The 14974-nt window shown below is 50.6% G+C and carries 11 protein-coding genes and 1 pseudogene; 9 read left to right on the top strand and 3 right to left on the bottom strand.

The annotated features are described in order from the left end of the window. The first annotated feature begins 59 nt into the window (after nucleotides 1–59). Nucleotides 60–719 (top strand): annotated as a pseudogene (locus tag LQ777_RS25575) (DUF6766 family protein). 29 nt (nucleotides 720–748) lie between these two features. Beyond that, on the top strand, nucleotides 749–1465 hold the full coding sequence (locus tag LQ777_RS25570; protein ID WP_232563280.1) for a hypothetical protein: 717 nt from the start codon (nucleotides 749–751) through the stop codon (nucleotides 1463–1465). 68 nt (nucleotides 1466–1533) lie between these two features. Here LQ777_RS25570 and LQ777_RS25565 read toward each other — a convergent pair whose 3' ends face one another. The 3 genes from LQ777_RS25565 to LQ777_RS25555 all read right to left on the bottom strand — a co-directional run bounded on the left by LQ777_RS25565 (nucleotide 1534) and on the right by LQ777_RS25555 (nucleotide 6308). Next, nucleotides 1534–3552 carry a beta-L-arabinofuranosidase domain-containing protein gene (locus LQ777_RS25565; protein WP_232563279.1) on the bottom strand — a complete coding sequence of 673 codons (2019 nt, stop codon included), beginning with the start codon at nucleotides 3550–3552 and terminating at the stop codon, nucleotides 1534–1536. A 76-nt stretch (nucleotides 3553–3628) separates the two neighbouring features. Beyond that, entirely contained in the window at nucleotides 3629–5659 is a 2031-nt protein-coding gene (locus LQ777_RS25560) for a beta-L-arabinofuranosidase domain-containing protein (protein WP_232563278.1), read from the bottom strand. 145 nt (nucleotides 5660–5804) lie between these two features. Next, complete coding sequence (locus LQ777_RS25555) at nucleotides 5805–6308, bottom strand: DinB family protein (protein WP_232563277.1); 504 nt, start codon at nucleotides 6306–6308, stop codon at nucleotides 5805–5807. Between the two features lie 121 nt (nucleotides 6309–6429). On the opposite strand from LQ777_RS25555, the gene LQ777_RS25550 reads away from it, so the two are divergent. The 7 genes from LQ777_RS25550 to LQ777_RS25520 all read left to right on the top strand — a co-directional run bounded on the left by LQ777_RS25550 (nucleotide 6430) and on the right by LQ777_RS25520 (nucleotide 14924). Further along, on the top strand, nucleotides 6430–7398 hold the full coding sequence (locus LQ777_RS25550; protein WP_232563276.1) for an NAD(P)H-quinone oxidoreductase: 969 nt from the start codon (nucleotides 6430–6432) through the stop codon (nucleotides 7396–7398). Nucleotides 7399–7566: 168 nt separating this feature from the next. After that, nucleotides 7567–8457, top strand: a complete 891-nt coding sequence (locus tag LQ777_RS25545) for an alpha/beta hydrolase (protein ID WP_232563275.1) — start codon at nucleotides 7567–7569, stop codon at nucleotides 8455–8457. A gap of 24 nt (nucleotides 8458–8481) precedes the next feature. After that, on the top strand, nucleotides 8482–9357 hold the full coding sequence (locus tag LQ777_RS25540) for an alpha/beta hydrolase (protein ID WP_232563274.1): 876 nt from the start codon (nucleotides 8482–8484) through the stop codon (nucleotides 9355–9357). Between the two features lie 52 nt (nucleotides 9358–9409). Beyond that, nucleotides 9410–10246 (top strand): alpha/beta hydrolase, encoded by an 837-nt coding sequence (locus tag LQ777_RS25535; protein WP_232563273.1) that lies wholly within the window; start codon nucleotides 9410–9412, stop codon nucleotides 10244–10246. An 8-nt stretch (nucleotides 10247–10254) separates the two neighbouring features. Further along, entirely contained in the window at nucleotides 10255–11694 is a 1440-nt protein-coding gene (locus LQ777_RS25530; protein ID WP_232563272.1) for a nucleoside hydrolase-like domain-containing protein, read from the top strand. Between the two features lie 83 nt (nucleotides 11695–11777). Beyond that, nucleotides 11778–13280 (top strand): carboxylesterase/lipase family protein, encoded by a 1503-nt coding sequence (locus LQ777_RS25525; protein WP_232563327.1) that lies wholly within the window; start codon nucleotides 11778–11780, stop codon nucleotides 13278–13280. Between the two features lie 18 nt (nucleotides 13281–13298). Next, nucleotides 13299–14924: a carboxylesterase/lipase family protein gene (locus LQ777_RS25520; RefSeq protein WP_232563271.1), complete on the top strand. Its 1626-nt coding sequence runs from the start codon at nucleotides 13299–13301 to the stop codon at nucleotides 14922–14924. Nucleotides 14925–14974: the final 50 nt, after the last annotated feature.

Genomic DNA, 14974 nt, shown 5'->3' with positions numbered 1-14974 from the left:
TTCTTTAAAATGGATACCCTTTAACCGCACGTTCTAGAACTAAATCAATTTGGCGTTATATGAAGAAGTTTTTGCGCGAGAATAACCTCTCTCTTGTGCTTGTTGTCATCACGTTATTGACGCTGGGAGGTCAGCTAGTTGTAGGCTGGCACAACTTCAATGATGAGCTAACCGATTATGGACGGTCTCCCATTAACTTTTTGTCGTACCTGAGCAGCGGCCACTGTATTGAGGCTGTCTTTGAAAACTGGGAGAGCGAATTTTTGCAGATGGGTCTGTACGTGCTTCTAACAGTTTCACTGTGACAGAAGGGCTCTTCTGAGTCCAAAAGCCTCGATGAGCCGGAAGAAGTGGATCGGGAGCCATCGGCCACGCGTCCGGGCGCACCCTGGCCCGTTCGGCAGGGTGGACTAATCCTGATGCTTTATAAGAACTCGCTGAGTATTGCCTTTCTTTTGTTGTTTGCCCTTTCTTTCTACCTACATGCTATCGGTGGTATGAAAGAATACAACACGGAAAACGCTTTGAAAGGCAAAACGGAAGTGCTTTCATTAGGGCAGTTTCTAGGAACGAGTGAGTTTTGGTTTCAATCCTTGCAGAACTGGCAGAGCGAGTTTCTATCCGTACTCTCTATTGTTGTGCTATCTATCTTTCTCCGTCAGAAAGGCTCCCCCGAATCCAAACCTGTTGATGCCCCTGACGATGAAACAGGGAAATAAGTAGCTTATTAATTCCATTTTTCCTCAACGTGAAAACAATCTATCTTCTTTTTTGGCTGCTAAGCTGTAGCCTGAGTGCACTGGCTCAGCAAACTATTTTCAGCGTCCCATCGTCCGATATGACGCCTAAACACAAAATACTGGCTCAACAGCAGGTCGACGTAAATGCAGAAGAATTACGCTCATCAACAACGGTGAACTACGGCCTGGGCCGCAATTGGGAAGTTGGTGTGAATCTGTACAACCTGGACTACCTGCCTCAGCAGCATACCTGGCAACGTAACGATACCACGATTGAAATGCCTTATGCGCCGTTGTTACTGCTCAATGCACAAAAAACGTTCGACCTAACCGAAAGTCTGCATGTAGGCATTGGTGGACAAACGGGGCTGAACCTGTATCCTACCAAAGACCGAAGTTCCTGGGTGGGGTGGGGGTATGTAAACCTGGGTGGCTCTTTTGCCAATGAACACTACAAAACCGTTGTAGGTGCTTACGCCGGTAATCAGCGCTATCTGGCCGAAGGATCGACGGTAGGTTTTCATGCAGGCTTCGACGCGGGTGTCTGGTTCGAGAAAGTACACATACTCGGCGATTGGGCAACCGGTACACACGAATATGGTCAGCTGGTTCTTGGGGCTGAAGTGTATCTGCAAAAGCATCTCCCATTAGCTGTTGGCTGGCGTCGATCAAACCAGGATGGGCAGCAGGCAGTAGTTGTGCAGTTGACCTATACGCCTAAATAGATGAAGGGGGCACTACGAGCCCGTAATGCCCCCTTCACGGCACGAACGTTTAGCAATAGGTGTTCGTACTATTTAACTATGGGAAAAGCGACTACGCGGACTTTTGTGCAGCCGTAGGGCACAAGTGTAATCGTTTCTACGTTGTCATCCACTTTGCCGAGAAAATGACCATCCCGATCGGTTACGGGTTGGGGGGCAACATCGTTAACAATTTTCCACTCCGGAATCTTTTTGGCGGATGCCTTAATTTCCAACGGGGCGTTTTGCAGATTCCAGACAAAGGTGTCGGTAACAGGCTTACCGATTTTTACCTCCAGATTGGCTGCCGGATCTTTCACGATTTTATCCAGCAGTCCATAATTCCAGTCGCTTTTCGGAAAAACGGTAAAGTAGTCGCCTTCCTCCTTCTGGTTTTCTTTTTGCCAGGTTTCTTCAAGTTTCAGAGCATACACCAGTGGGCCTCGTTCCACCGTCCGCGAATTACGGCCCCAGTTTGAGGTGTTAACGGCCATCGGGAGTTGCAGCATGATCTTATCGCCGTTTTTCCAGAGCCGGTTGAGTACAATGATTTTTCCGCCTTCGGATGTTTGAACCGATTTGCCGTTAACCGTTACCATTGCTTTTTGACACCAGGAGGGAATACGCAGGTGCAAAGGAAACTGTACATCCGATGGGGTAGACAAATCAAACCGAATCGTTTCGTCAAACGGGTAAGTGGTGCTTTCGCGCAGGGTGACTTCGGTCTGTTTGACGCCTACTTTTGCGGTTACCTCGTTGGGGCTATACGCTAAAGCTGCCAGGCCCTTGTCGGGGGATGCGTACCACAAATGAGTCGCAAATTTTGTCCAACCCTGGTGCATGTTGGCGAGGCAACACGTGTAACCGCTCCGCATACCAAACACATTGTTCATCTCCCGGCCGAAAGGCAAGGAGAAATTGAACACTCCGCGCTTCACGTGAACCTGATTGGCAATCTGAAAATACTGCTTGGCGTTGTAATCGTCGGTGGTTTGCGTTGGTAAGGCGTTGAACGTCATACGCTCCAAAGCGTCCATGTACTGAATATCACCCGTAATACCGATGATTTTTTCCAGGGAAAACATCGATTCGACGATGGCGCAAAGTTCGACGCCCTGCGTTGGATCATTGCCGTGTAAATCTTCGTCACCGGAGAAAATGCCCATCGGCAAGCCGTGTAAGGTCATCAGGTCGTTGAAACCGGTTTTCAGTGATCGGAGAAACTTTGCGTCGCCAGTCCGCTGATAGTTGACTGCGGGGGATTTAAGTGCCATCCCCACGTTGACCGCGTGACGACGCATCCAGTGGTCGCCGTTTTGCTGAGCCGCAGCGCCAATCACCCAGTCGCGATTACCCAACCATTCGCTCCATTGAAAACTCTGGGATTCGATCATTGACGCTAGTTCAAGCAACGATTTGTCGCCGGTGATGCCGTATAACCATTGCGCCATCATGACATTATCCGCCCCGCGCGACGCTGCCCACTCAGTCCATTTACCAACGGGGCAACTTTTCAGCGCCTGCAATTGATAGTGAAAATACTTCGTCATGAACGGAACCACCCGCTTGTCGTTCGTGGCGGAATAGTACTGCTGAATTACTTTCAGCATCACCATCTTGGGCCACCAATCGTCGCCGGAAGCGCAGTTGGCGACGTCTATCTTAACGTTTTTCTCTCGCTCATCCTTGGTGGTGGCCCCAAAGTAACCCGATGGACGCTGGTTCTCGATAACCCAGTTAACGTATTTTGCTACTTTTTGCTGTAAAGCTTTGTCATCCAGGAGATAAGCCAACGGTACCGCGCCATCGAGCCAGTAAGGGGTTTCTTCCCAGGCATCGCCCTTGCCGCCCAGCCAGCCGTTGTCATTGCTTATTTTGCTGTAAATTTCGTCGAGGTGACCGGTTGTACCGTCGCGCATAATTTGCAGCTGATGGCGTAACCAACCGGTGGGTTTGATGGCCGACAGTGGTAACTCCCGGTACTTTTCGGGAACAGGTTTGGGCGACTGAGCGCTAACCGTAAGCGATAGTAAAGCGCTAAGAAAGCCCAACGAGAAAACGTTTTTCATGAATTGCGTAGCCAAGATGCGTTAAGGGTGAGGAAACAAACATAATTTATGCACAGTGTTGGGCTCATAATCGATGTTACTTTCGAACGACCGGAAACTGGGAAATGCGCAGGTTGGTGCAGCCGTACGGGATAAGCGTAATTTCTTCTTCGGCACCGATTTCCAGATTATAAATGCTACTGTATGGAAGCTGCCCAGCCGATTCATTATACAAACCCCAGGACGGAATTCGTCGGGCTCGTGTTTTAATCTGGATCGGTGCGCTGTCCAAGTTCCAGGGAAAAGGCGAAACAGGTCCTCTCTTTTCTACTTTATAAGCTTCCGCAAGCTTGTTATCCGGTACCGGAATCAAGCCGTAATTCCAGGGCGTCGTCGGGCGAACTTCTACGTAAGAAGACCCGTAATCAATCGGATCTTTGTCGTTCTTAACCAGCTTGCTTTCCTCACCGATCTTCAGACCGTAGACAATTGGTCCGCGCTCGACCGATATGGAATTTTCGAACCACACATTCTTGCTAACATGCATGGGTAATTCCAGCTCCACCAGATCGCCCGATTGCCAAGTTCGATTGATCGTAACGATCTGGTTGCCGTTTGCTTCCTGCCATGTGTTTCCGTTGATTTTAATCGACGCTTTCGTACACCATTCCGGTATGCGAAGATGAAACGGAAAGGAAACCGATTTTACCGCTTTATCGGTAATTAGTGCAAATTTGATCCTCTCCTCGAACGGGTAATTCGTTTCTTCGTTAATCGTCACGTTTATTCCATTCGCAACGGTGGTTTTAACTTCACTGGGCGCATATACCAAGGCGGCAATTCCCTTATCAGCCGTCGTGTACCACAAGTTTTGCGTGAATTTAGGCCATCCCTGGTGCATGTTTGAGGTACAGCACGGATAGCCGGAAAGCAAGCCAAAGCATACATCAGTACCGCCGTGATTATCGCCAAAATTGCGGACTTGCCGCGTTGCCATCACCTGATTGGCCTGCTGAAAATACTGACGAGTCATGAAATCGTCCGAAATCTGGGCGGGCAGGGCATTGAATGCGATTTTCTCAAGATGGTCGGCAAAACTAATATCGCCGGTTATGGCTAGCATACTTTCCAGTGAGAACATCATTTCTACCGCCGAGCACAGTTCCGAGCCCTGCGTCGGATTGTTGCCGTGCAGCGCTTCATCTCCTCCGTAGAGGCCGTGTGCCATCCCGTTGTACTTGCGTAGGTCAGCGAAGCCTTTTTTGGTAGCATCCAGGTATTTTTTTTCCGGGTGATTCTGGTAATAAATCAGCGGTGCTTTGATGCCCTGCGCCAGATTTACGCAATGAATGCTACCCGGCTTACTCAGCATGTCGGTATGCAGAAAAGCGTTGGTGTAATCAAACGTTTGTTTATGAATCAGATCGCCCAGGTCCAACAGGAATTTGTCGCCCGTAATGGAGTACAGCCAGTAAACAACCATCAGGTTGTCGCCACCCCGATACCGCGCCCAGTAGGTCCAGTGATCGAGCGGTTTTTTAGGCAACTCCTTTAGTTGATACTTAAAATAATTCGTCATCAGGTTGATGACTCGTTTGTCGTTGGTAGCGGAGTAATACTGTTTCAAAATTTTCAGCATCACCATCTTGGGCCACCAGTCGCGGCTGTTGTCGCGCTGGAGTCCCGGTTCAGAACTGTAATCTTTGGAGGGACCAAAGTACCCGTCTGGCTGCTGGCTGTTGATGGCCCATTCTACCCAGGGCTTCGTTTTGTTGATCAGCTCCTGATCGTCCAGCATGTAAGCAAGCGGCAACAGACCGTCAATCCAGTAGGGGCCCCGTTCCCATTGATCGCCATCACCGCCTAACCAGCCGTTCCGCTCGTTCATGACCAGCGGATACAGCTTGTCCAGATTACCCGTTGCGCCGTTTTTCTGACGAACCAACATTTCCCGTAACCAGCCCTGCGGTTTAATGGCTCCTAAAGGCAATTCTCCATACGGATTCTTACGTATTGCTGCGCGACTGGCAGAACGGGTTGTGGATTGAGACGCGTTTAGTTTTCCCTGACCCCATGCAGTCAGGGAAAAACAAAACAAGAAAAATTGAAACGTGAGTGTACGGGTCATGAAGGCTTTTTGGTCTGTATACATACCGGTTTGCGAATACGCATCTACAGACCAAAAAGCAGCTAAAAAAGCATTATATACTCCTTTGACCGTATCGCACGGACGTTATCGTCCGCTCTTGACCATCCGAAAAAAGCATATGTCGCTAGCTTTGCCACGCATTCAATAGTCGCCGGATGATAATGATTTCGCCGACGTGATACGCGTTGTGGTCTGCAATGAGGAGGGCTTCCCGTAGTAAGTTTTGTCCCTGTCCATAGGCAAAAGGCTCGTACAAATCTCGTTCCGGGTCATTGAGAAGGTCAATAAACGCGTCTCGATCTTGCCGGATTTGATTCAACGCTTGCTCCCAGGCTGCTTCGTCCGATGGCTGTAGTTCCTTCGTCCAATAGCCTTCGGGCCAATCGGGCGACTGGTGATTAGGGTCACGGGAAAATTCGAGAATATCCCATTGGGCTATGCGAATATGATCAACCAACTGCCAGATGCTATACGGCAAATTATCAGGCTTTATACCCCGCAGTTCAGCCGGTAAATTTTTGATCGCGTCATCGAACGATTGATGAGCTTCACTTTTTCTGAGTAAGGTAATGAGTTGCTTCCGTAGCGCATCCGTCGCGTTGGAGTCAGGTTGAGTAGCTGGGTTCATCGGAGTTGGGTTGTTTTCAGTAACTACCACCTAGCGCGGTAAGTGTTTAGTTTGGCGTGCTGCAATGGCACACGATCATTCCATGTTCCGGACAATTACGCTCGTTTGCAGTTATTGAGTTATGAAAGCAATCATCATTACTCAACCCGGCGACAGTTCAGTTCTTCAACTTCAGGAACAACCTACGCCCAAACCTCAAGCAGGACAGGTGCTCATACGCGTACGGGCAGCCGGTGTCAATCGGAGTGACATTCATCAGCGACAGGGCGGTTACGGTGCTAGTCCGGCGGGTCAGATACCCGGTCTGGAAGTAGCAGGAACCGTAGAACAATGCGGGCCGGGAGCTACTCGCTGGCAGGTCGGTCAGGCGGTGTGTGCGCTGATTAGGGACGGTGGCTACGCCGAATACGTGGCCGTCGATGAGCGTCATTGCCTTCCCGTACCGACAAATCTCGATTTTGTTCAGGCCGCTTCCTTACCCGAAACGGTGATGACGGTTTGGTCAACGGTTTTTGGGTGGGGACACTTAAGCGCGGGAGAAACCTTGCTGGTTCACGGTGGTAGTAGCGGCATCGGCGTAACTGCGATTCAACTGGCGAAGGCGTTTGGCGCGAAAGTCTATGCTACGGCGGGGAGCGACGAAAAATGCGTTGTTTGTGAGCAACTGGGCGCAGTGCGTTGCATTAATTACAAGCGCGAAGATTTTGAAGAGGTTCTTAGCAATATCGGAATCAACGTTATTCTGGATATGGTAGGAGGGAGTTATACGCCCAAAAACCTGCGGCTACTGGCTATGGATGGCCGGCTGATGTTTATTAATTCGATGAAGGGGGCCGACAGCCAGATTCACATTCCTACTCTGATGAAGAAGCGCATTACGATCAGTGGGAGTATGCTAAAACCACGCGATGCCGAATTTAAAGCAGCTCTGACCGCTGCGGTTGAAGAACATGTGTGGCCGTTGGTAGCCAGTGGTCAGTTCAAACCGGTTGTATATCGTACGTTTCCGCTCGCCGAAGCCGCCAACGCGCAAACCCTGCTGGAAAGCAGCGAGCACATTGGGAAAATCATATTAAAAATGCCTAATTAAGGCTGTATGGGCCATATTACGAACTGTATGGTTATAGTTTATCGTAAAATTTTACCATAAAGGCTTTGCGTTTTCCGAAGTTAACGCATCTTTGCGTACTTTTAACGCAAAGGAAAGTGGTACTTGCCTTTGCTGATTATTCCATGCCCGTACGATTCAATCAGAACCATGCGCTTAACCTCCTTATTTGTTTATAGTCTTCTACAAGTTGTTCCTTTTCTGGCTTTTAGCGCCAAAGTCGATTCGCTGGACATACCAAGTGCGGCCATGAAACGAACGATGCGCGCGGCCGTGGTACTCCCCGAAGCGTATCGCTCCGCGGATGCAACCAAAAACAAAACGGCTTACCCTGTGCTGTATCTGTTGCATGGTGGTGGCGGACAGTTCAGCGACTGGCTTAAGCAAACGCCCGATAAGTTGCTCGTTCAAAAACTAGCCGATCAGTATAATCTCATTGTGGTGATGCCCGAAGGGGAACGGCTCGGCGGGTATCTGGACAGTCCGGTTCAAAAAGACAATCTGTTCGAAACGTATATCGCCAAAGAAGTTGTCGATAAAATTGACAACACGTACCGCACGGTCCGTGACCGCAAAGGACGGGTTATTACGGGTTTGTCGATGGGTGGGCACGGGGCTTTGTATCTGGCGACTCGTCATCCGGAACTATACTGCGCGGCTGGTAGCATGAGCGGAGCGTTGGATTTGAATTATAAGACCTGGCGCATCAATCCTGATTTCGAAAAAGCCATCGAACCGGGATTCGCCCGGATTTTGGGACCATTGGGTTCGATACCCGATAATTATGCGGCAAACTCGGTGGTTAATCTGGTAGACAAAATCAAAGCCAACGGCCAGAAACTGGTTATCGACTGTGGCGTTGACGATTTCTTGATCGAACCGAATCGGGAGCTGCATCGCCGGTTGGTCTACAGCAAAGTTGACCATGACTACACCGAGCGGCCCGGCGCTCATACCTGGGCGTACTGGCAAAACTCACTGCCGTATCACGTTCTGTTTTTTCAGAAGGTTTTAAGAGAAAACGGGACTGTAGCTCAGTAAATACCCGGATAAGATTGATGCGCAATGCTGTCTTTTGTTCTTAGCTTTTTCCTGATACTACCCTTATTTGTCCGTAAAGTAGACACCGTGGACATACCTAGTGCGGTTATGAAAAAAGAGTTTCGAGCCGCCGTTGTTTTGCCGGAATCCTACTCGTCGGCGGATGCGATCAAGAACAAAACCAGGTTCCCGGTCCTGTATTTACTGCACGGTGGTTTCGGGCACTTTACGGATTGGCCTACAAAAACGTCCGACAAAACCTTGTTGCACCGGTTGGCGGATGAGCACAACATCATCATTGTGATGCCCGAAGGCGAAGCATTTAGCTATTATCTGGACAGTCCAGTCAATAAAAAAAGCCAGTTCGAAACCTACATCACCAAAGAAGTCATCGACAAAATCGACAACACCTACCGCACCATCCCCGACCGTAGAGGCCGGGTCATTGCGGGTTTGTCGATGGGCGGTTACGGCGCGTTACACCTGTCGACTCTTCATCCAGAGCTTTACTGCGCGGCAGGCGGCATGAGTGCGGCTTTGAATCCTGATATGCATGGCTGGATACTTACGCCCGGTATTACCAAAGACATTAAAGCACAGTTTGAAACGATTTTAGGCCCCTTCGATCAGTCTCCGGATGGGTGGGCTTCTTATTCGGTGATTAACATGGCCGACCGGATGAAAACGAATGGACTAAAGTTGATTTTCGATTGTGGCACGGACGACTTTCTGATCGAAGCAAACCGGGAGCTACACCGGCGATTGACGCTCAACCAGACGCCCCATCAGTACGCCGAACGACCCGGTGGTCACACCTGGGACTACTGGCAAGCTTCCCTCCCCAACCACGTCTTGTTTTTTAGTAACGTCTTAAAAGAAAACGGAACCGCTGTTCAATGAAATCATGCCGAAAACCCGTACCCGAACACTGCAATTTCTATTCCTTTGTCTAATGACACTGCCCACATGGGCCGCCAGAGTTGACACACTGGAGGTGCCCAGTGCGAGCATGAACCGAACACTGCGGGCGGCTGTCGTACTGCCGGAAGCGTACCGAAAAGCGAAAAAGCAACCCTTCCCGGTCTTGTATTTACTCCATGGCGGTACCGGCAGTTTCCGTGACTGGCTGACGAAAGTGCCCGACAAGACCTTGCTGCATCGGCTGGCCGATCAATATAACCTGATCATTGTTACACCCGATGGCGATCCGACCAGCTACTACTATGACAGTCCACTGGTCAAAAACAGTCAGTTCGAGACGTTTATTGCCAAAGAACTGCTGTCTAAAATTGACGAAACCTACCGTACCGTTCGGGACAAGAAAGGACGCATCATCGCTGGTTTGTCAATGGGCGGTCACGGGGCGATGTTTATTGCAAGCCGTCATCCTGATCTGTACGCGGCTGCGGGGAGTATGAGCGGGGTTATGAACATCAACACCGCGACCTGGAAAGTACCGGCTGATTTTGCCAAGTCTCGCTCCGAAAACTTCGTCAAGCTGCTCGGTCTACCAAAAGAAGGCGACGCGCCTTATCCGGGTTATACCATGGTGACGCTCGCCAGTCAGCTCAAAGCGAACAACCTGCCATTGATTTTCGATATCGGCGTCGATGATTTTCTGATTGAGGGTAATCGCGATCTGCACCGGCAGCTGGTCGAAAACAAAACTCCGCACGACTATACCGAACGGCCCGGTGCGCATACCTGGGAATACTGGGAAAACGCGTTGCCGTATCAGGTGCTGTTTTTTAGCAAGATTTTGAAAGCAAACGGGGTCACGGTTCTTTAATGGTTAGCATGAAAATATCGCTGTCAGGATGGTGCATTGTGCTTTTGCTCGTCTCTGCTTTGGTACCTCCGGGGGATAAGCCCACTAAGGCAATGCCGACGGAGCGAAAAATCAGACTGTTGGTACTGACCGATATTGAAGCGGACCCCGACGATTCACAATCACTGATTCGTTTTTTGACGTACGCCAATCAGTGGGACACCGAGGGGTTAGTCGCAACTACGTCGATTCACCAGAAAACGCGGGTCGCTCCCGAAACCATTCATCAGCTGGTGAACACCTACGAGAAAGTCCAGCCTAACCTGTTGAAACACGAACCGGGCTATCCCACAGCGGCAACTTTACGAACCAAAATCAAAAAAGGGCTTCCCGTTTATGGCATGGCGGGCGTAGGAGAGGGGCACGACTCGGAAGGTTCCGAATGGATTATTTCGCTGTTGGAAAAACCAGATCAGCGGCCTTTATGGGTATCGGTCTGGGGTGGACCCAATACATTGGCTCAGGCGCTCTGGAAAATCAGAAAAACCAGATCGGCGCAACAAGCGCAGCAGCTTTACCGCAAACTTCGCGTTTACACCATTTCGGATCAGGACGACTCCGGCCCCTGGATTCGCAAAACCTTTCCCGACGTTTTTTTTATTTGTAGCCCCGGCTATTCGTACGGTCAGGCAACCTGGCGAGGTATCAACATGGAAACTTCCGGAGCCAACAACGATGTGATCAGCGACAGTTGGCTGGCGGAGCATATTCAGCAGGGGCACGGGCCACTGGGCGCGGCTTACCCGGATGTAGCGTATGGAATGGAAGGTGATTCCCCCGCCTTTATGGGCTTAATTCCAAACGGACTGAACGAACCGGAAAAGCCGTCTTATGGCGGGTGGGGCGGTCGTTACAAACTATACACCCCTGCTTTTTCGCAAACAACCCCTGCGTTCGTCCGTCCGAACTGGCCAAAAGACGAACCCGAAACGCGACCCTTCTGGACGAATGCCGCCGACTCCGTTGTATCAGACCTAGACAAAAAAACGTATCAGACTAACCAGGTTACGATATGGCGCTGGCGTCAGGAGTTCCAGAACGACTTTGCGGCTCGTATGGATTGGTGTACCAAGCCCTATACCGCAGCTAATCACCCACCCGTACCTGCCTTGGCGCACGCCGATCATCTGACAGTCAAATCGGGGCAGGTTTTTCATGTAAACGCTGCGGGCACTACAGACCCCGATGGTGATTCAATGAGTTACCGGTGGTTTTATTACCCCGAAGCCGGAACCTACACCGGCCCGATCAGCTTCCGGCCTTACTCACATAAGCTGTACGATTTGCCCGTAACGGCACCAGCGGTCGATAAACCACAGACGGTACATTTTATTCTGAAAGTTACCGATAAAGGTGCGCCCGCGCTGACTCGCTACAAACGGGTTATCGTAGACATCATCCCTAACTAAACCTCTTTTTTATGAAACTACCCCTTTTGTACAGGCGACTACCCATCCTTCTGGTTGGCCTCCTCGTCACAGTAGCCGGGGCCATGCCCAGCTTACCAGAAACCATTTCTATTACGGGCGGCCTTATTTCGGGGACCGTGAATAAAGACGGCGATGTACGAATTTTCAAAGGTATTCCGTTTGCTGCTCCGCCCACCGGCGACTTGCGCTGGAAAGCGCCCCAACCCGTGAAACCGTGGTCGGGTGTTCGTTCGTGCGATGCGTTCGGGGCCAGTCCGATGCAGGGAACGCCCAACCCATTCGGCCCCTGGAGTGCGGAGTACCTTATTCCCAAGGAGCCAATTAGCGAAGACTGCCTGTACCTGAATGTATGGACGAGTGCGAAATCAGCGGATAAAAAAAACACGTCCAACCGGCTTCCCGTACTAGTCTGGATATACGGTGGCGGCTTTAATAGTGGGGGCAGTGGTGTTCCCATTTACGACGGCGAAGCGACGGCCAAAAAAGGCGTCGTTTTTGTCAGCATCAACTATCGGGTAGGACCGTTCGGTTTCTTTGCGCACCCGGATCTGACAAAAGAATCAGGCAGGGACGCATCGGGTAATTACGGGCTGATGGATCAAATTGCGTCGCTGCAATGGGTCAAGCAAAACATCGCTCAGTTCGGTGGTGATCCCGATAACGTAACGATTGCCGGACAGTCGGCTGGCTCCATGAGTGTCAACTGTCTGGTGGCTTCTCCGGCAGCCCGGAACTTATTCAAAAAAGCGATTGCCGAAAGCGGTGCTGGGTTTGCCCGCCCGTATCCAAAGCTTCAGCAAGCCGAAGAAACAGGCGTAAAGATGGCGCAATCGTTGGGCGCTTCGTCACTGGCTGAACTACGGGCCTTACCCGCCGAAGAAATTCTCAAAAAAGCGCAGGGACGCGGCCCCATTATCGACGGCTACATTCTCCCTCAGTCGATTGCTGAGATTTTTGCGGCTAATAAACAAAATAACGTGGCCTTGCTAACCGGCTGGAATCAGGACGAAGGAATGGCCTTCGGTCCGCCAAAAAAGGCCGACGAGTACCGGAAGCAGATTGAGCAGCAATACGGTCCGCAAGCTCAAGAGCTACTCCAATTTTATCCGGGAAATACGGATGCTGAAGCCGCAGCTTCACAGATACACATCTCCAGAGACATGATCTTCGGCGCTCAGAATTACACTTGGGCCAATATCCAGAGTAAGCAGGGCAATCCCGTGTACGTGTACCGCTTTACCCGAAAGCTGCCGGCAACGGGTGAATATGCGCATTACGGCGCTTTCCATACCGGCGAAGTAGCGTATGCCTACGACAACCTGCGTTTCATTGATCGTCAGCTCCGGCCCTTGGAACCGGTAGACCAGAAACTGGCAACGACCATGTCGGCCTACTGGGTAAACTTTATAAAAATGGGAAATCCCAACGGGAAGGGTTTACCGAATTGGCCCGCTTACTCCGTGGATAACAAACGTATTGTCTCGCTTGGCTCTACCGTTACGGCTGAACCGTTGCCGGACGCGGCTTCTCTCGATTTCCTGTACAAACAGATGAGCAAACAATAATCTTCCTACATAAAACTCATGAAAAACAAAACTATTTTGATCGGCTTAATGGCATTGTCGCTACCGCTGATGACCAATGCACAAAGCAGCAAAACCACTTCCGCGCCGATCGTTGCCGGGAAAGGAATCGCTACCGTTCCTACCGAATCCGGCCAAGTTAAAGGCTATATTCACAACGGTACGTTTACCTTCAAAGGCATTCCGTACGCTAAGGCCGATCGGTTTATGGCCCCTGCTAAACCCGATTCTTGGACGGGCGTGCGCAGTTCGATGACCTATGGACCCGTATGCCCGATGGACCCGACAACGACGGTTTACGACGAAATCGAATTTCCGTTTCACCACGACTGGGGCTACACGAACGAAAACTGCCTGAGCCTGAACGTTTGGTCGCCGGAAGTTAACAGCAGTAAAAAACGACCGGTCATGGTTTGGTTTCACGGGGGTGGCTTTACGTCGGGTTCTTCGGTTGAACTGCCTTCTTACGACGGTGAAAATCTAGCCAAGAAAGGCGATGTAGTGGTCGTCACCGTAAACCATCGCCTGAACATTCTAGGCTTCCTGGATTTATCAGCTTATGGGGATAAGTATAAAAATTCGGCCAACGCGGGTCTGATGGATTTGGTCGCGTCGCTGCAATGGGTCAAGCAAAACATCGCTCAATTTGGCGGTGATCCCAGCAACGTGACCATCTTTGGTCAGTCGGGTGGGGGCGGCAAAGTAACTAGTTTGATGAATGCGCCCTCCGCAAAAGGCTTGTTCCAGAAAGCAATTGTGCAGAGCGGTAGTTACCTGACCAGTTTCACCGAAAGCGACATCACCAAAAAAGTAAGCGCGGCCCTGCTGGATGAACTGAACCTTAAACCAACTCAGATCGATTCGTTGCAAACGATTTCGTACGAGCGCCTGAACGCAGCTGGTAAAAAAGCCCTACGCAAAGTAGGAGAAACCTTGAAAGGGGAGGGGCGTCCCGCTTTCGGACTTGGTTGGGGACCCGTTCACGACGGAAACTTTCTGCCTTACCAACCTTCGGATCAGGCAGCTATGGCCCTTTCCAAATCGATTCCACTCCTGGTGGGTAGCACCAAAACCGAATTCGGTCCATTCAACCCGGCTAACCGGGAAACCGATATGACGAAAGCCAAAGCCAGCCTTCAGAAACGGTTCGGCGACAAAACGGAGTCGTATCTGACTGCCGTCAAGAAAGCGTACCCCGAAACGGCAACACCATCGGATTACATGGACATCGACATTAATTTCCGGGCCGGAGCGGTTCGTCAAGCTAGCCAGAAAGCGGTTGCGGGAGCGGCTCCGGTGTACATGTACCTGTTTACCTGGAATTCACCGGTGAACGACGGTATTTACAAATCGATGCACTGCATGGAGCTACCGTTTGTGTTTGACAACATCAGCCGTTGCGAGGAAATGACGGGGGGTGGCAAAGAAGCTCATACGCTTGCCGATAAAATGAGCAAAGCCTGGATCGCTTTCGCCCGTACCGGAAATCCGAACCATAAAGGCTTGCCCAACTGGCCGCAGTTCACGGCCGAAACGGGCGCTACGATGATGTTCGATAACGCTTGCCAGATCAAAAACAACCCGGACAAAGAAGTGCTGGAAATTGCTACGGGTAAATCAATGTAGCGATTGCCGTTATACGAGTTGGTTTTGGCAGTAAATTGACTGCCAAAACC

It is taken from the genome of Spirosoma oryzicola, assembly GCF_021233055.1.
Lineage (GTDB): Bacteria > Bacteroidota > Bacteroidia > Cytophagales > Spirosomataceae > Spirosoma > Spirosoma oryzicola.
Note: the sequence above shows the minus strand (reverse complement) of the source record. Positions and strands in the feature narration are given on the sequence as shown.